13 protein-coding genes are annotated in these 16,393 nt (G+C 71.8%); 6 read left to right on the forward strand and 7 right to left on the reverse strand.

The genetic code is table 11. From position 1 onward, the window contains the following. The first annotated feature begins 2 nt into the window (after nucleotides 1–2). A complete protein-coding gene (locus tag DFR41_RS15520) occupies nucleotides 3–872 on the forward strand; it encodes a MaoC/PaaZ C-terminal domain-containing protein (protein WP_114803350.1) in 870 nt (289 codons plus the stop codon). Between the two features lie 301 nt (nucleotides 873–1,173). Here DFR41_RS15520 and DFR41_RS15525 read toward each other — a convergent pair whose 3' ends face one another. The 5 genes from DFR41_RS15525 to DFR41_RS15545 all read right to left on the reverse strand — a co-directional run bounded on the left by DFR41_RS15525 (nucleotide 1,174) and on the right by DFR41_RS15545 (nucleotide 7,358). Then, nucleotides 1,174–2,277, reverse strand: coding sequence for an NAD(P)-dependent alcohol dehydrogenase (locus tag DFR41_RS15525; RefSeq protein WP_114803351.1), 1,104 nt, complete (start codon nucleotides 2,275–2,277; stop codon nucleotides 1,174–1,176). 49 nt (nucleotides 2,278–2,326) lie between these two features. After that, nucleotides 2,327–3,487, reverse strand: a complete 1,161-nt coding sequence (locus DFR41_RS15530; RefSeq protein ID WP_114803352.1) for an AraC family transcriptional regulator — start codon at nucleotides 3,485–3,487, stop codon at nucleotides 2,327–2,329. An 80-nt stretch (nucleotides 3,488–3,567) separates the two neighbouring features. Then, on the reverse strand, nucleotides 3,568–4,821 hold the full coding sequence (locus tag DFR41_RS15535; RefSeq protein ID WP_114803353.1) for a cytochrome P450: 1,254 nt from the start codon (nucleotides 4,819–4,821) through the stop codon (nucleotides 3,568–3,570). Between the two features lie 70 nt (nucleotides 4,822–4,891). Next, nucleotides 4,892–6,328, reverse strand: a complete 1,437-nt coding sequence (locus tag DFR41_RS15540) for an aldehyde dehydrogenase family protein (RefSeq protein ID WP_211322596.1) — start codon at nucleotides 6,326–6,328, stop codon at nucleotides 4,892–4,894. A gap of 19 nt (nucleotides 6,329–6,347) precedes the next feature. After that, nucleotides 6,348–7,358 (reverse strand): PDR/VanB family oxidoreductase, encoded by a 1,011-nt coding sequence (locus DFR41_RS15545; RefSeq protein ID WP_114803354.1) that lies wholly within the window; start codon nucleotides 7,356–7,358, stop codon nucleotides 6,348–6,350. Nucleotides 7,359–7,557: 199 nt separating this feature from the next. On the opposite strand from DFR41_RS15545, the gene DFR41_RS15550 reads away from it, so the two are divergent. The 5 genes from DFR41_RS15550 (at nucleotide 7,558) to DFR41_RS15570 (ending at nucleotide 14,159) form a co-directional block, all read left to right on the forward strand. Beyond that, nucleotides 7,558–8,571: an NAD(P)H-dependent flavin oxidoreductase gene (locus tag DFR41_RS15550; protein ID WP_280525162.1), complete on the forward strand. Its 1,014-nt coding sequence runs from the start codon at nucleotides 7,558–7,560 to the stop codon at nucleotides 8,569–8,571. Between the two features lie 121 nt (nucleotides 8,572–8,692). Then, on the forward strand, nucleotides 8,693–9,901 hold the full coding sequence (locus DFR41_RS15555; RefSeq protein WP_114803356.1) for an acetyl-CoA C-acetyltransferase: 1,209 nt from the start codon (nucleotides 8,693–8,695) through the stop codon (nucleotides 9,899–9,901). Nucleotides 9,902–9,911: 10 nt separating this feature from the next. Then, nucleotides 9,912–12,074: a 3-hydroxyacyl-CoA dehydrogenase NAD-binding domain-containing protein gene (locus DFR41_RS15560; RefSeq protein WP_170159389.1), complete on the forward strand. Its 2,163-nt coding sequence runs from the start codon at nucleotides 9,912–9,914 to the stop codon at nucleotides 12,072–12,074. Between the two features lie 25 nt (nucleotides 12,075–12,099). Continuing rightward, complete coding sequence (locus DFR41_RS15565; RefSeq protein WP_114803357.1) at nucleotides 12,100–12,861, forward strand: SDR family NAD(P)-dependent oxidoreductase; 762 nt, start codon at nucleotides 12,100–12,102, stop codon at nucleotides 12,859–12,861. 20 nt (nucleotides 12,862–12,881) lie between these two features. Then, complete coding sequence (locus DFR41_RS15570; RefSeq protein ID WP_114803358.1) at nucleotides 12,882–14,159, forward strand: acyl-CoA dehydrogenase family protein; 1,278 nt, start codon at nucleotides 12,882–12,884, stop codon at nucleotides 14,157–14,159. Between the two features lie 22 nt (nucleotides 14,160–14,181). Here DFR41_RS15570 and DFR41_RS15575 read toward each other — a convergent pair whose 3' ends face one another. Then, the gene (locus DFR41_RS15575) at nucleotides 14,182–15,315 is read right to left on the reverse strand and encodes a CaiB/BaiF CoA transferase family protein (RefSeq protein WP_114803359.1); all 1,134 of its coding nucleotides are present in this window, start codon (nucleotides 15,313–15,315) and stop codon (nucleotides 14,182–14,184) included. A gap of 196 nt (nucleotides 15,316–15,511) precedes the next feature. Further along, nucleotides 15,512–16,288 (reverse strand): enoyl-CoA hydratase-related protein, encoded by a 777-nt coding sequence (locus tag DFR41_RS15580; RefSeq protein ID WP_114803360.1) that lies wholly within the window; start codon nucleotides 16,286–16,288, stop codon nucleotides 15,512–15,514. Between the last annotated feature and the right edge of the window lie 105 nt (nucleotides 16,289–16,393).

Here is a 16,393-nt window from a genome sequence, read left to right on the forward strand (position 1 = left end):
CCATGATCGATCCCGACAAGACCCGTGCCTGGCACTCCGGCGACGTGCGCCAGCACTACACCACCAAGGACTGCATCCTCTACGCGCTCGGCCTGGGCGCAGGGGCCGATCCGCTCGATCCGGAGCAACTGCGATTCGTCTACGAGAAGGAGCTGGCGGCGCTGCCCACCATGGCGGCCGTGCTGGCCTCGCCGGGTTCATGGATGCGCGAACGCACCGAGCTCGGCATCGATTACCTGAAGCTGGTGCATGGCGAGCAGGCCGTCACGCTGCATGCACCACTGCCTCCGGCGGCGGCGGTGATCGGCCGCAGCCGCGTCATCCGCCTGGTGGACAAGGGCGAGGGCAAGGGCGCTGTGATGCATGTCGAGAAGGTGCTGACCGACGAAGCCACCGGCGAGCGGCTGGCCACCTGCGAGCAGGTGCTGTTCCTGCGCGGCAACGGGGGCTTTCCGGCGGGCACTGCCGGCGATGCGCCGGCGCCTGCGCCGACCGCCGTGCCTGATACAGCGCCCGACCTCAGCGTCGAGCTGGCGACGCGGCCTGACGCGGCCGTGCTCTACCGCCTCTCCGGCGACCTCAACCCGCTGCACATCGACCCCGGCGTGGCCACGCGCTCGGGCTTTCCGCGGCCCATCCTGCACGGCCTGGCCACCTGGGGCATGGCGGGCCTTGCCGCCGTGCAGCACTTCTGCGGCGGCGATCCTGCCCGGCTCACGGGCCTGCGGGCGCGCCTGTCCGCGCCCGTGTTTCCGGGCGAGACGCTGGTCTTCGACTTCTGGGACCTGGGCGGCGAACTCTCCCTGCGCGCCCGCGTGCCGACGCGCGACACCGTGGTGCTGAGCCACGGGCGTGCCATGGTGCGGTCCTGAGCCCTCTCGCCTGACCGCCGAGCCACGCAGATCGGGCCTCACCCCCTCTCATCAACCCCTTTCCCGCGAGGGAAGCGAGTCTCGGAGCACCGGGCGAGACGCTGTGTCATTTCAGCTATCCATTGCACTGCCACGCCACTCGCACGGCATGAAACCGGCGCCCCGACCCTGATCGAAAGGCCGCGGAGCAGGCCATGCCCGTACAGCCGCGGCACGGGCTTTGCCCGGCCGCCGGGTGCGCCCCTTGAGGGGGATCGGACTTCCACACGCAGTGAGGAAGTCCAAACGGGGTGGTCTCACTTCACGGAATCAGCACCGCCTTCACGCAGCGCCCCGCATGCTGGTCGGCCAGAGCCTGGTCGATGTGCGCCAGCGGATAGGTCTGCACCAGCCGGTCGAAGGGCAGCCGGCCCGCGAGGTGCAGGCGCATCAGCTCGGGCAGGAAGGTGTCGATGTCGCTGTCACCCTCGGTAATGCCGCGGAAGCTGAGGCCCGCGGCGATGGCGGGCACGATCTGCCCCGGCAGGGTGGCGTCCATGCGGGGCGGAATGCCGAGAAAGCCGAAGCGCCCGCGCGGCGCCAGGGCCTGGATGCCGGCCTCCATGGTCTCGGCCCGGCCGGTGGTGTCGAGCACGCAGTCGGCCCCGGTCGGCAGGATGGCGCGCACGGCGGCGGCCAGCGGGCCCGCGGCCGCGGGGTCGATCGTATGGGTGGCGCCCAGCGACAGGGCGAGCGTGCGCCGGCTGGCCTGCGGCTCGACCACGATGATGGTGCGACAGCCCTGGATCACGCCGCCCATGACGGCGCTCAGGCCCACCGAGCCGCCGCCCAGCACCACCAGGGACGAGTCGGCCGGTGCGGCCAGCGAACGCATGATCGCGCCCGCGCCGGTCTGCACGCCGCAGCCCAGCGCGCCGGAGATGGCCAGCGGCATGCCGTCCAGCAGCGGCACGACATTGCGCTCGTGTGCCAGTGCATGGCTGGCGAAAGCCGACTGGCCGAAGAAATGCCCGCCCACCGGCGCGCCCGCCCGGCGCAGCGTGACCGAGCCGTCGGCGCGCGTGCCGCCGAAGTTCAGCGGGCGCATGCGGTGGCAGTAGGCCGGTGCCGCCGCGCTGCACGAGGGGCAGTGGCCACAGGACATGAAGGTCATCAGCACCGCATCGCCCGGCCGCACCTTGGTGACGCGGGCGCCGACGCGCTCGACGATGCCGGCCCCCTCGTGGCCGAATACGGCCGGGAGCTTGAGACTGAGCAGGCCCTGGTGCCCCACCACGTCGGTGTGGCACAGGCCAACGCCTGCAACGCGGACGACGACCTCGTCGTCGCGCGGATCATCGAGGTCCAGCTCGGCCAGCTCGAAGGCCTGGCCGGGAGTGGTGCTGAGGGCAGCGGTGATGCGCATCGGTGTCTCCTGGTGATGCGCTGCAGTGTTGCGGCCACGGCCGCTGCGCTCAATGGCCGTGGCGGCCTGCTGGGCTGGCCGTGGCGGCCACGCGGAACGAGGACGGCGCGGGCTGCAGCGGCGCCGCGCGGCCCTGGCGGCGGCGCCGGAACTCGCCCGGTGGCTCGCCCGTCCAGCGCTTGAAGGCCCGGTGGAACGTGCTGGCGTCGGCAAAGCCCAGCCGCTCGCCGATCTCGCCCAGGCTCAGGTCGGTGCGTGCCACCCAGTCCAGGGCCTGCTCGCGTCGCATGGCGTCTTTCAGGTCGTGCCAGCTGCGGCCCTCCTCCTGCAGCCGCCGGCGCAGCGACCGCGGGCTCAGGCCCAGCGTGCGCGCGACCGATTGCAGCGTGCCTGCAAAGCCGTTGCGGTGCAGCTGCAGCTGGCCGCACACCTGCTCGGCGGCGGCTGGGCGCGGCGCGCCGGCGCGCATCAGGGGGGCGGGCAGCGTGGCCAGAAAGGGCTCGAGGCTCTGCGCCGAACGCGCGAGGGGCCGGTGCAGCCAGCCCGCATCGAAGGTGATGCCGGTGCTGGCGCAGCCGTACTGCGCAGTCACTTCGAAGAAGGGTTGCCGCTCGCGGTAGCACGGGTCCTGCGCGGCCGAGCGCATCCACGCGCTCTGGACCGGGATCGGCCGGTCGACCAGCCAGCGGGCCAGCGCCAGCATCCAGTAGACCGCGGCGGCGTCCAGCGCCACGTCGGCATCGGGCGACTGCGGCTGCATGTCGAGCCGCGCCACGCCCTGCGACACCCGCAGCCGCAGCGGAAAGCCGGGCGCGATCAGGCGATACAGCCGCAGGGCAAGCTGCAGCGCCTCGCCCAGCGTCGCGCAATGCAGCAGCTGGCGCGCCACGCTGGAAAAGCTGCCGAAGGGCACGGGCCGCCGCCACAGGCCGACCAGTTCGTCGTCCATGCGCCGCGCCAGTCGCCGCAGCAGGGCGCCGAAGTCGGCGACCGGAACCGGCCAGTCCGGATCGTCCTGACGGTCCGCCGGCACCCGCATGTGCCGAAGCAGCCCATCGCGCGCGAAGCCGTGCCGCATGGCGCCGCCCAGCAGCCGTTGGGTGCACCACAGAGGCACGGTGTAGGCCGCGCCTGCCTCATGGATCGAGGGGGCAACGGCGATGTCGCGGAAGGAAGGAAGAAACGTGCCTGCAACCGATGGTAGAACCATTACGCTAGGTTAGCGTCACCTTCCGCCCTTGCCGCCAGGGGTTTTCCAGGGCATGGCCCGGCATGCCGCGGGCCGCCCGTTCAGGAGGCGGCCATCGTGTAGCGCAGTGGCAGATGCCTGGGCCCCGACACCTGGTTGCTGGCCACCAGGGTCACCGGCCCGTCGATCTGCACATCCTCGACGCGCGCCAGGAATTCGGCCAGGAAGGCCTTGAGCTCCATGCGCGCCAGATGCTGCCCCAGGCAGGCATGCACGCCGAAGCCGAAGGCCAGGTGCCTGTTGGGCGTGCGGTCGATGCGGAAGAGGTGGCCGTCGGGAAAGACCTCCTCGTCGAAGCTCGCGGAGGGATAGCACATCATCAGGTAGTCGCCCTTGCGGATCTGCCGGCCACGCAGCACGTAGTCCTCCTGCGCGGTGCGCATGAAGTGGCGCACCGGTGAGGCCCAGCGCAGGATCTCTTCCACCGCGCCGCCCAGCAGCGCCGGCTCGCGGCGCAGGCGGGCGAGCTGGTCGGGATGCTGCAGCAGCGCGAGCAGGCCGCTGGCGAGGGAGGACGCGGTGGTGTCGTGGCCGGCCGTGGCGACGATCAGAAAGTAGCCCAGCAGTTCCTGCGGGCCCAGCGGCCGGCCGTCGATCTGGGCCTGTACCAGCAGCGTGGCCAGGTCGTCGCGCGGCTCGGCCCGCCGCTGGGCGATCAGTGCCTGGAAGTGGGTCGCGAATGCGCCGAAGGCTTGCTTCTTGGCGCGCTCCAGGTCGGCGGAGCTGCGCTGCTGCTGGTCCTCGTGCGGAGCGAGCAGCTGCTGGGTCAGGCGCAGCAGGTCGGGGTGGTGCTCTTCGGGCATGCCCAGCAGCGACATGATCACCCGCAGCGGATACCAGGGTGCGATGGACTGGGCGAAGTCGCACTCGCCGGTGCGGGCCATGAGGTCCACCATCTCGGTGGCGCGCGAACGCACCAGCGCGTCCAGCCGCTTGAGGTTGTGCGGCATGAACCAGGCCTGGGTCAGTCCGCGCATCGCGCGGTGTTCGGCGCCGTCCATGTTGACCAGCGTGCGCAGGTACTGGCCGGTGCCGTTGGTGTCCTTCATGCGCTGGGCGTATTCCTCGCAGTCGAGCAGGAACACTAGCGGGGCGTTGAGGAAGCGGTCGTTCTGGCGCTCCACCTCGGCCACGTCCGCAGACTTGGTCACGGCCCAGAAGGGCGGATAGCCCTTGGCCTGCGTGAGGTGTACCGGGTCTTCGGCGCGCAGCCGTGCGAAGACGACGCGGGCGCGCGCCTCGTCGGCGAACAGGCGGTGGCTGACGATCTCCTCGTCGAGTTCGGCAATCGGCATGGGAGTGTCTCCTTCAGTGTGAAAGGGCGCGGCCCGGCCACCCGGCCGCGCGCCGCGCCCGGGATGCGCCTCAGCGGGCGCGCTTCATCGAGATCGTCTGCGGCAGCGTGTATTCGCGCAGGCCCTCCTCGCCGTTCTCCACGCCCAGGCCGGACTGCTTGTGGCCGGCCATGGGCTTGTGGGGCGAGGCGGTCTGGATTTCGTTGATCCACACGGTGCCTGTCTGCAGGCGAGCCGCGATGGCGAGGGCCAGACGCTCGTCGCGGCACCACACCGAGCCGGCCAGGCCGTACTCGCTGGCATTGGCCCGGGCCACGGCCTCGTCCACGTCGCGGAAGCGGATGAGCGCCCGCAGCGGGCCGAAGGCCTCTTGCTGCAGCACCGGCGCGTCGGCCGGTGGGTCGTCCAGCAGCGTGAGGGGAAAGAACAGACCTGGCCCCGCCGGCAGCTCGCCGCCGGCCAGGAAGCGGTGGCCCCGGCGCTTGCAGTCCTCGAGCATGGCGACCAGCCGCTCGTACTGCGGCCGGTTCTGCACCGGGCCGAACTCCACGCCTTCCTGGTCGCCAGGGCCCAGGCGCGCCGTCTTCGCCAGCGCGGCTAAGACGGCGGCGAAGCGGTCGTAGATGGCGTCGTGCACGAACAGCCGCTTGGCCGCGATGCAGATCTGGCCGCTGTTGGCGAAGGCCCCGGCGAAGAGCTCCCGGGCCACGGCCTCGACGTCCACATCCGGCATCACGATGGCGGCGTCGTTGCCGCCCAGCTCCAGCGTGAGGCGCTTGAGGTTGGCCGAGGCGCTCTGCATCACCCGGCGGCCGGTGGCGGTGGAGCCGGTGAAGGACACCTTGTCGATGCCGGGGTGCGCGGTCATCCACGGGCCTAGCGCGTCGTCGCCGCTCACCACGTTGAGCACGCCCGGCGGCAGCAGGGACTGCATCAGGGCGCCCAGGCGCAGCGTGGTGAGCGGCGTGAAGGGCGAGGGCTTGAGCACCAGCGTGTTGCCCGCGAGCAGGGCGGGCGCGATCTTCCAGGCCGCCAGCACGATGGGGAAGTTCCACGGCACGATGGCGCCGACCACGCCCATCGGCACGCGGCGCACTTCGACCAGGGCGGCCGGCGTGTCCTGCAGCACCTCGGGGGCCAGGCTCATGCGGGCGTACTCGCCGTACCACCAGGCGGCCGCGGCGATCTCGGAGCGGGCCTTGGGCAGCGGCCGGCCCTGCTCGCGGGTCAGCAGCTGCGCCAGTGTCTCCTGGTGCGTCATGTGCAGCTGGGCCAGCGTGCCGAGCATGGCCTGGCGTTCGGCCCAGGGCCGCGCGGCCCACGCAGGCTGGGCTGCGCGGGCCGCGGCCACCGCGGCATCGAGCTGGCCGGGGGTCGCCACGGGGGCCTGTGCGAACACGGCCTCGGTGGCCGGATCGACCACGCCGCGCGTGGCGGCAGACGGCACGGCAGCGCCGCCGATGGTCATGGGGAAGGCATCGTCGGCGAAGGCGGAGCGAAGGGTCATGGCAGTGTTCCGGGTGGGTCTAGATCTCGATCACCAGCCGCGGCGTGCGCGAGCGGGAGCAGCAGGGCGTGAAGCAGTCGTTGCGGGCCCGGTCGGCCTCGGTGAGGTACTGGTCGCGGTGATCGGGCTCGCCCTCGATCACGCCGGTCACGCAGGCGCCGCACACGCCCTGCTCGCAGGAGAACATCACGTCGATGCCCGCCCGGGCGAGTGCATGCAGCGCCGTCTCGCCGACCGGCACCTGCACCGTGATGTCGCGGTTGGCGACCACGATCTCGAAGGGCTGGTCGCCGGGCGAGGTCTCGACGCTCGCCTGGAACACCTCCTGGTGCAGCTGCGAGGCCGGCCAGCCCGCTTGCCGGGCGGTCTCCATCGCATGGGCCAGGAAGCCGGCGGGCCCGCAGGCATACACGTGGTCGTGCGGCCCGCGCGCGCCGAGCAGGCGTGCGGCGTCGAAGGCGGCCTCGGCGGGGCCGTCGTCGTGATGCAGGTGCACCGATGCGGCGAAGGGCGCCTGCCGCAGCCGCTCGGCGAACGCCGTGCGCGCCGCCGTTCGCGTGCAGTAGTGCAGGGCAAAGGGGCGGCCCTGCGCATGCAGGCGCTCGGCCATGGCCAGCAGGGGCGTGATGCCGATGCCGCCGCCGAGCAGCAGCACTCGGCCGCTGCTCTCCACCAGCGGAAAGTGATTGCGCGGCGGCGAGACGCGCACCGTCCGGCCCACGACCCAGTCCTCATGCACCGCGGCCGAGCCGCCGCGCGAGGCGGGCTCGCGCAGCACGCCGAGCAGGTAGCGGTGGCGCTCGGCCGGCGCATTGCACAGCGAGTACGCGCGCACCACGCCGGGGGCGCATTCCACCAGCAGATGGCTGCCGGGTGTGAAGGGCGGCAGCGCGGCGCCGCTGGGGTCCACGAGGGTGAGCGAGACGATGCCTTCGGCTTCGTCGTCGCGTGCCGCAAGGCGCAGGGCCAGGGTGAGCGCGGCCGCAGGGCCGTCGCCGGCCGGGCCGGGCAAAGAGGAGTGATCGGACATGGGGACTTGCTCCGGCGGGCCGCAGAGCGCCCGCAGTGGGGCCGGACTCTAGGTTTCACCGGCGCAGGGCACCATGACCGCAGCGGCCACGGGTCTTGGCAATTCGGTCCAGTGCGCGGACGGCGCCGCGGGAGGACGCGCGGCCCGACGACCCGGCCCCGGCGCCCCTCGACAGCAAGTACCGGTGCGGCAATAATGGTTGAACCAAAACAACTATGCTGCGTGCGTTCGGAACGCTCCCATGAAGACACGTGTCACCACCGCCCTCGGTATCCGGCTGCCGATCATCCAGGGCGGCATGCAGTGGGTCGGCACGGCCGAAATGGCCTCGGCCGTCAGCAACGCGGGCGGGTTGGGCACCCTCAGCGCCCTGACCCAGCCCACCCCCGACGACCTGGCCCGTGAGATCGAGCGCTGCCGCGGCATGACGCAACAGCCTTTCGGCGTCAACGTGACCATGCTGCGCACGACCGCGCCACCCCCCTACGACCGCATCTTCGATGTCATCGTCGAGCGCGGCGTTCGGGTCGTGGAGACCGCGGGCAATGTGCCGGCCGAGGTCTTCGACCGGCTCAAGGGGGCGGGCATCACGGTCATCCACAAGTGCACCTCGGTGCGCCACGCGCTGGCGGCCGAGAAGCGCGGCGTCGATCTGGTGAGCATCGACGGCTTCGAGTGCGCCGGCCATCCTGGCGAGGACGACGTGCCCGGCCTGGTGCTCATTCCGGCGGCGGTGCGGGCGCTGCGCATTCCCGTGATCGCCTCCGGCGGCATCGCCACTGGCGCCGGCATGGCAGCGGCCCTGGCGCTGGGGGCCGAGGGCGTCAACATGGGCACCCGCTTCGTCGCCACGCAGGAAGCGCCGGTGCACGCGAACATCAAGCAGGCCCTGCTCGCCGCGCGGGAGACGGACACCCGGCTCATGTTCCGCACGCTGCGCAACACCGCCCGGGTGCTGCGCAATGCCATCAGCGAGGAGGCGGTGGCGCTCGAAAGCCGCCCCGGCGGCTGCAGCTTCGACGACCTGCGCCCGCTGGTGGCCGGCGCCCGCGGGCGCGCCACCCTGCAATCCGGCACCGTCGACGACGGCGTGGTGTGGGCCGGCCAGGTGGTCGGTCTCGTGGACGACATCCCGTCCTGCGCCGACCTGCTGGCGCGCATGGTCCGCGAATGCCGCGAGCGCCTGTCGGCTGCCGCGGCACTGGCGGCCTGAGCAGGCGTGAACACGCCCGTGCGCCTGCAGGCCCAGCCGGATCCACGCGCGGCCGTTCCTTCCGAACGCACCGCGTCGCCCGGCGCCCCATTCCCTTCATCCAGCCCTTGAGAGGATTCCCATGAACGAAGCCATGATCTTCGACGCCATCCGCACGCCGCGCGGGCGCGGCCGCCCCGATGGCAGCCTGCACGAGGTCAACCCGGTCGACCTGCTGGCCGGCCTGATGCAGGCGCTGGCGCAGCGCAACGACCTGGACACCGCCGCCGTCGAGGACGCGCTGATCGGCTGCGTGATGCCCTATGGCGAGCAGAGCGGCTGCATCGCCAAGACCGCCGCCCTGCGCGCCGGCTGGGATCTGCAGGTGCCCGGCGTGCAGCTCGACCGGTATTGCGGCTCGGGCCTGGAAGCCATCAACATCGCCGCCGCCAAGGTCCGCTCGGGCTGGGAATCGCTGATCGTTGCCGGTGGCGTGGAGTCGATGTCGCGCATCTCCATGGGCGGTGCACCCGGTCCGCGCGACACCAAGCCAGACATGGTGTTCCAGCTCAAGCCGGTGCCCACGGGCGTCGCGGCCGACCTGCTGGCCACGCTGGACGGCCGCAGCCGGGAAGACGTGGACCGCTATGCCCTGTCCTCGCACCAGCGTGCGGCCCACGCGCGTGCCGAGGGCCGCTTCGCGCGCTCCCTGGTGCCGGTGAAGGACGCCAACGGCCTGACCATCCTGGCCGAGGACGAGGCCATCCGCCCCGACACCACCCTGGAGCGGCTGGGTGCCCTCAAGCCCTCGTTCCAGGCCATGGGCGAGCAGAGCGGCTTCGACGCGCTGGCGCTCATGAAATATCCGCAGCTGGCCCGCATCGACCATGTGCACACCGGCGGCAACTCATCGGGCATCGTCGACGGCGCCGCGCTGATGCTGGTGGGCAGCGAAGACAAGGGGCGCGCGCTCGGTCTGGTGCCGCGCGCGCGCATCGTGGCGGTGGCCGCGCTCGGCACCGAGCCCACGCTCATGCTGGCCGGCCCCGCGCCCGCCACACGGATGGCCCTGCGCAAGGCCGGCCTGACGATGGACGACATCGACCTGGTCGAGGTCAACGAGGCCTTCTCGTCGGTGGTGCTGCGCTTCCTGGACGAGATGAAGGTGGACCCGGCCCGCGTCAACGTCAACGGCGGCGCCATCGCCATGGGCCATCCGCTGGGTGCCACCGGCTGCATGCTGATGGGCACGCTGCTGGACGAGCTGGAGCGCCGGCAGCTGCGGCGCGGCCTGGTCACCGCCTGCGTCGCGGGCGGCATGGGCATCGCCACCATCATCGAACGCGTCTGAGGAGATCGCCATGAGCCAGGACTACATCCAGGAAGCCATCCGCTGGGACAAGGACGCCAGCGGCATCGTCACCCTCACCTTCGACATGGCCGGGCAGTCGGCCAACACCATGAACACGGTGTTCCGCAGCGCCTATGCGGCGGCCGTGGACCGCATCGCGGCCGAGCTCGACAGCATCACCGGCGTCATCCTCAGCTCGGCCAAGAAGACCTTCTTTGCCGGCGGCGACCTGAACAGCCTGCTGGCCGTGGGGCCGGACGAGAAAGCCGCACTGTACGAGCGCTCGCAAGCCATGAAGGCGGTGCTGCGCCGGCTGGAGACGCTGGGCCGGCCCGTGGTGGCCGCCATCAACGGCACGGCGCTGGGCGGCGGCTTCGAGCTGTGCCTGGCCTGCCATGCGCGCTTCGCGCTCGACGATGCCCGGCTGGCGCTGGGCCTGCCCGAGTCGGGCCTGGGCCTGCTTCCCGGCGGCGGAGGGGTGGTTCGGCTGGTGCGCATGCTGGGCCTCGAAGCCGCGATGCCCCTGCTCATCGATGGCAGCACCTTCGATCCGGCGCGTGCGCAGGCGCTGAAACTGGTCGACGGCGTGGCAGCCGATGCCGACGGGCTGATGGCGCTAGCGCGGCAGTGGATCGCGGCCAACCCCGCTCCGGTGCAGCCCTGGGACGGCAAGGGCTGGCGCCTGCCCGGTGCCACGGCCACCGCGCCGGCCTCGCTGACCTACCTGCGCACGGCACCCGTGCTGCTGATGAAGAAGACGCGCGGCCGCTATCCGGCACCGATGGCCATCATGTCGGCCGCGGTCGAGGGCGCGGTGGTGGACTTCGACACCGCCACGCGCATCGAAAGCCGGCATTTCGTCGGCCTGGCCACCGGCGCGGTGGCCAAGAACCTGATCACCACCTTCTTCTTCCAGATGAACGAGGTGAAGTCGGGCAAGGGCCGGCCCGCGGGTGTTCCTGCCAGCACCTTCGGCCGCGTCGGCATCCTCGGCGCGGGACTGATGGGGTCGGGCATCGCCCAGGTGTGTGCTGCGCGCGGCATTGCGGCCGTGCTCAAGGACGCCACGGCCGAACAGGCGCGCAAGGGCCTGGAACGCGTCGCGGCCAACCTCGACAAGCGCGTCGCCAAGGGCACCCTGGCTGCCGCCAAGCGCGATGCGCAGCTGGCGCGGATCACGCCCACGGGCGACGCGGCGGACCTGGCGGGCTGCGAGCTGATCGTGGAGGCCGTGTTCGAGAACCGGCCGCTCAAGGCCCAGGTGACGCGCGAGGCCGAGCCCCTGCTCGCGCCCGGGGGCATCTTCGCGTCGAACACGTCCACGCTGCCCATCAGCGGCCTGGCCGAGGCCTCCGAAAGGCCGGAGAACTTCGTCGGCCTGCACTTCTTCTCGCCGGTGGACCGCATGCCGCTGGTGGAGGTCATCAAGGGCCGCAAGACCTCGGCCGAGACGCTGGCGCGGGCGCTGGACTTCGTGCAGCAGATCGGCAAGACGCCCATCGTGGTCAACGATGCGCGCGGCTTCTTCACCAGCCGCGTGTTCGGCATGTTCACCAAGGAAGGCGCGGCGATGCTGGCCGAGGGCGTGCCGGCGGAGGTCATCGAGAACGCGGCCCTGGCCGTGGGCATGCCGGTCGGGCCGCTGGCGGTGATGGACGAGACCTCGATGGCGCTGGCCATGTCCATGCGCCGCCAGACCGCGGCCGACCTGGCGGCCGAAGGCCAGCCCCTGCCGCAGCATCCGGCCTGGGCGGTGATCGAGCGCATGGTCGACGGCCTGAAGCGCCCGGGGCGCGCGGGCGGCGGGGGCTTCTACGACTACCCGGCAGATGGCCCCAAGCGGCTGTGGCCGGGCCTGGCGGCCGAATACGGCAAGCCAGGGGTCGATGTGCCCATGGAGGACCTGCAGGACCGCCTGCTGTATGCGCAGGCCGTCGAGTCCATCCGCGCCATGCAGGAGGGCGTGGTCGAGACGGCGCGCGACGCCAACATCGGCTCCATCCTGGGCATCGGCTTTCCGCGCTGGACGGGCGGCACGATGCAGTTCGTCAACATGGTCGGTGCCCGCGCGTTCGCCCAGCGCGCCATGGAACTTGCACAGAAGTACGGCGAGCGCTTCGAGCCCCCGAGGTTGTTGCTCGACAAGGCCGAGCGCAACGAGCGCTTCGTGTGAGCGCCGGGCCTGCGACGCGAATCGCATGAAGCCGTCACCGACGCCCCCGGGCGCGCAGGGCCTTCGTTTCGACGGCAAGCGCGTGCTCGTCGTCGGCGGCACCAGCGGCATCGGCAACGGCATCGCGCAGGCCTTTCGCGCGGCGGGTGCGCAGGTGCATGTGTGGGGCACACGCGCCCGCGCCGAGGACTACCGGGCCGAGGAGGGCAGCGACCTGCAGGGCCTGCACTTCTCGCAGGTGGACGTGGGCGACGCGCAGGCCATCGGCGCCTGGACGCCGCCCTTCGACCGGCTGGACGTGCTGGTGCTCTCCCAGGGCATCGTCGAATACGGCCGGGCCGAGTTCGACGGCGACACCTTCCGCCGCGTGGTCGAGGTCAACCTCCATAGCGTGATGGGCTGCAGCATGCATCTGCGCGCGCCGCTCAAGGCCGCGGGCGGCGCCGTGGTCGTCGTCAGTTCGGTGTCGGGCTACAAGTCCGCCGTCGGCAATCCCGCCTATGCGGCCTCCAAGGCGGCGGCGATGAACCTCACCCGCACGCTGGGCGTGGCCCTGGCGGCCGACGGCATCCGTGTGAACGGCATCGCGCCGGGCCTCGTGGACACCAAGCTCACGCGTGTGACCACCCGAGATCCGCAGCGCCTGCAGGCCACCCTGCAGCGCATTCCCGCCGCACGCATCGGCACGCCGCAGGACATCGCCGCCGTGGCGATGTTCCTGGCGTCGCCGCTGGCGGCCTATGTCGTGGGCCACACCATCGCGGTGGACGGCGGCCTGACGGCCTGACAACGACAACCGGAGACGCCATGGCCTGGGACTTCGAAACCGATGCCGATTTCCAGCAGCATCTGGACTGGGTGGACCGCTTCGTGCGCGAGGAGGTCGAGCCGCTCGAGCATGTGCTCGTCAGCCCCTATGCGGTGCAGGACCCGCTGCGCAATCGCCTCATCCGGCCGCTGCAGGCGCAGGTCAAGGCCCGCGGCCTGTGGGCCTGCCACCTGGGGCCGGCCCTGGGCGGGCCGGGCTACGGCCAGGTCAAGCTGGGCCTGCTCAACGAGATCCTGGGCCGTTCGGCCTATGCGCCCACCGTCTTCGGCTGCCAGGCGCCCGATACCGGCAATGCCGAGATCCTGGCGCATTACGGCACGCCCGGACAGAAGCGGCGCTGGCTCGAACCGCTGCTGGCCAACGAGATCGTCTCCAGCTTCGCCATGACCGAGCCGCACGGCGGTGCCGACCCGACGCTGATCCGCACCACCGCCCGGCGCGAGGGCGGCGAGTGGGTGCTCGACGGGCAGAAGTGGTTCGCCTCCAGTTCCAACTACGCGGCCTTCTTCATCACCGTGGCCGTCACCGATCCGGACGCAAGGCCGCACCGGCGACTGTCGGCCTTCATCGTGCCGGCGGACGCGCCGGGCCTGCGCCATGTGCGCGACGTGCACCTGGCCGGCCGCAAGCCGCAGGGGCATGCCCATGGCTACCTCGCCTTCGAGGCGCTGCGCGTGCCGGTGGACCACATGCTGGGCGGGCAGGGCGATGCCTTCCTGGTGGCGCAGACGCGGCTGGGCGGCGGGCGCATCCACCATGCCATGCGCACCATCGGCGAGGCCCGCAAGGCGCTGGACATGATGTGCGAGCGCGCGGTGTCGCGTCCGAGCCGGCGTGGCACCCTGGCGGACAAACAGCTGGTGCAGGCGATGGTCGCCGATTCGTGGATCCAGCTGGAGCAGTTCCGCCTGCTGGTGCTGCGCACCGCATGGCTGATCGACAAGCACGACGACTACAAGAAGGTGCGCAAGGACATCTCCGCCGTCAAGGCGGCCATGCCCAAGGTGCTGCACGACATCGTGTCGCGGGCCATCCAGGTACACGGCTCGCTGGGCGTGAGCAACGAGATGCCCTTCTTCGACCAGCTGCTCGCTTCCTACGTCATGGGGCTGGCCGACGGTCCGACCGAAGTGCACCAGATCACACTGGCCAAGGAGCTGCTCGCGCAGGTCCGGCCGGGCGACGAGATGTTCCCGAGCCAGCACCTGCCCACGCTGGCGCGGAAGGCGCAGGAGCGCTTCCGCGAAGCGCTCTGAGCGAGCCGGGGGCCGTGCCCGTTCAGCCCACGCCCGCGCCGCGCAGGGCGGCGATGTCCGCGTCGCCGTAGCCGAGTTCGCGCAGGATCGCCTCGGTGTCCGTGCCAGCGGCCACCGGCGCGCGGGGCCGCTCGGGCGCGGAACGGCTGAAGCGGGGCGCCGGCGCCGGCTGCGTCAGGCCATCCTGCGTGTAGAAGGCGTCCCGCGCCTTCTGGTGCGGATGGCCGGGCACCTCGTCCAGGGCCAGCACCGGCGCGAAGCACACGTCCGTGCCTTCGAGCAGGGCACACCATTCGTCGCGTGTCTTCTGGGCGAAGCGGTGGGCCAGCTCTGCCTTCAGCGCCGGCCAGCGGCTGGCATCGTGCTGCGGCCAGGCCGCAGGGTCTTCGATGCCCAGCTTGTCCAGCAGCAGGGCGTAGAACTGCGGCTCGATGCTGCCCAGCGAGATCCAGCCGCCGTCGGCGCAGCGGTAGCTGCCGTAGTAGTGGCTGCCGCCGTCCAGCACGCCGGTGCCGCGCGGCCTCGTGCGGCCGGCAGCCTGCACGCTGTGGAACAGCGTCATCAGCAGCGACACGCCGTCCACCATGGCCGCGTCGACCACCTGGCCCTTGCCGCTTCCCCGTGCCTCGAACAGCGCGCAGGCGATGCCGAAGGCCAGCAGCATGGTGCCGCCGCCGTAGTCGCCCACCAGGTTGAGCGGGGTCACCGGCGCCTCGGGCGTTCCGATCATGCCCAGCGCGCCGGCCAGGGCGATGTAGTTGATGTCGTGCCCTGCGGCCGTGGCCAGGGGGCCTTCCTGGCCCCAGCCGGTCATGCGGCCGTAGACCAGCCGCGGGTTGCGCGCCAGGCAGGCGTCGGGCCCCAGCCCCAGCCGTTCCATGACGCCCGGGCGAAAGCCCTCCACCAGCACGTCGGCGCCCTCGATCAGCCGCAGCAGCACCTCTCGGGCGGCGTCCTGCTTGACGTCGAGGGCGATGGAGCGCCGACCGCGGCGCGAGATGTCCTGGTGCGGCGGCACCATGCCGCCGGCGGCTGGGCCAGGGCGGTCGACGCGGATCACCTCGGCGCCCATGTCGGCCAGCAGCATGGCGGCCAGCGGGCCGGGGCCGATCGAGGCGATCTCGATCACGCGTACGCCGTGGAGCGGGCCGGCCATCAGCGTGGCGCTCCGGCGGAGAGGGTGCGGGTGGGGATGAACATGGGCATGGGGTCTCCTGAAGTCAGTCTGTGGAAATTCATTGGTCGTACCAATGATATCGATCGCGGGCGCTGTGGCCGTGTCGACGGGCTATGCTGGACCGTCCGGTGCGGCAGGGCGCCGTTCCGGTGAGCGGCTGCCGCGGTGCCGCCCGTCAGCGGCCCTGCCAGACCGGCGGGCGCTTCTCGAAGAACGCGCGCAGGCCTTCGGCCAGGTCCTCGGTGCCGCGGATGCGTGCGAGCGCCGCCTCGGTGGCCTGCCAGCCCGCGGCGTCGGCGTCGGCAGCGGCCAGCAGGCCGTTCATGGCCTCCAGGCAGGCCTGGACCGGCAACGGCGCATTGGCGGTGATCTGCACGGCCAGCGCGCGCGCATCGGCCTGGGCCTGGCCGGGCTCGCTCAGCCGGTTCACCAGTCCCACCGCATGGGCGCGGGCCGCGTCGATGGGCTGGCCGGTCAGCACCAGTTCGCGGGCGATGGCGGGTGGCAGCGCCTGCAGCGTGCGGAAGAGCGCGCCGCAGGTGGGCAGCACGCCGCGCTGAACCTCGGGCAGGCCGAGTCGCGCGTCGCGGGCCGCGACCACCATGTCGCAGGCGAGCGCGATTTCCAGCCCGCCGCCGAGCGCCAGTCCCTCGACGGCGGCGATCAGGGGCTTGCGCCGACGGCGGCGAATGAGGCCGTATTCACCGCCGCGGGCCGTCACGTAGTCGCCCTTGGCGGCCAGGTCGCTGCCCGCGCAGAAGACCGACGGGCCGCCGTCGAGCACGCCCGCGCGCAGTGTGGGATCGTCGTCCAGCAGGTTCAGGGCCGCGTCCAGGGCATCGGCCATGGCGCGGTCCACGGCGTTGCGCTTGGCGGGACGGTCGAGCGTGATGCAGAGCACCGCGTCCTCGCGCGTGACGCGGACGCCGCCGCAGGTGTCGGGATGGACCATGACGGCGGGCCTCTCAAGAAACAGAACTGAAGACAGCTGACTTCATGCAGCGGCCTCCACGGGGTGGATCTGGAAGCCCAGCGCAGCGGCGCGGCGCTTGAGGGC

The organism is Pseudacidovorax intermedius (assembly GCF_003350475.1).
Taxonomy (GTDB): domain Bacteria; phylum Pseudomonadota; class Gammaproteobacteria; order Burkholderiales; family Burkholderiaceae_C; genus Xenophilus; species Xenophilus intermedius.

Coding starts and splice junctions, on each gene's coding strand:
- DFR41_RS15520 (WP_114803350.1), top strand. CDS start 3: ATGATCGATCCCGACAAGACCCGTGCCTGGCACTCCGGCGACGTGCGC.
- DFR41_RS15525 (WP_114803351.1), bottom strand. CDS start 2,277: ATGCGCATCACCGCTGCCCTCAGCACCACTCCCGGCCAGGCCTTCGAG.
- DFR41_RS15530 (WP_114803352.1), bottom strand. CDS start 3,487: ATGGTTCTACCATCGGTTGCAGGCACGTTTCTTCCTTCCTTCCGCGAC.
- DFR41_RS15535 (WP_114803353.1), bottom strand. CDS start 4,821: ATGCCGATTGCCGAACTCGACGAGGAGATCGTCAGCCACCGCCTGTTC.
- DFR41_RS15540 (WP_211322596.1), bottom strand. CDS start 6,328: ATGACCCTTCGCTCCGCCTTCGCCGACGATGCCTTCCCCATGACCATC.
- DFR41_RS15545 (WP_114803354.1), bottom strand. CDS start 7,358: ATGTCCGATCACTCCTCTTTGCCCGGCCCGGCCGGCGACGGCCCTGCG.
- DFR41_RS15555 (WP_114803356.1), top strand. CDS start 8,693: ATGAACGAAGCCATGATCTTCGACGCCATCCGCACGCCGCGCGGGCGC.
- DFR41_RS15560 (WP_170159389.1), top strand. CDS start 9,912: ATGAGCCAGGACTACATCCAGGAAGCCATCCGCTGGGACAAGGACGCC.
- DFR41_RS15565 (WP_114803357.1), top strand. CDS start 12,100: ATGAAGCCGTCACCGACGCCCCCGGGCGCGCAGGGCCTTCGTTTCGAC.
- DFR41_RS15570 (WP_114803358.1), top strand. CDS start 12,882: ATGGCCTGGGACTTCGAAACCGATGCCGATTTCCAGCAGCATCTGGAC.
- DFR41_RS15575 (WP_114803359.1), bottom strand. CDS start 15,315: ATGGCCGGCCCGCTCCACGGCGTACGCGTGATCGAGATCGCCTCGATC.
- DFR41_RS15580 (WP_114803360.1), bottom strand. CDS start 16,288: ATGGTCCATCCCGACACCTGCGGCGGCGTCCGCGTCACGCGCGAGGAC.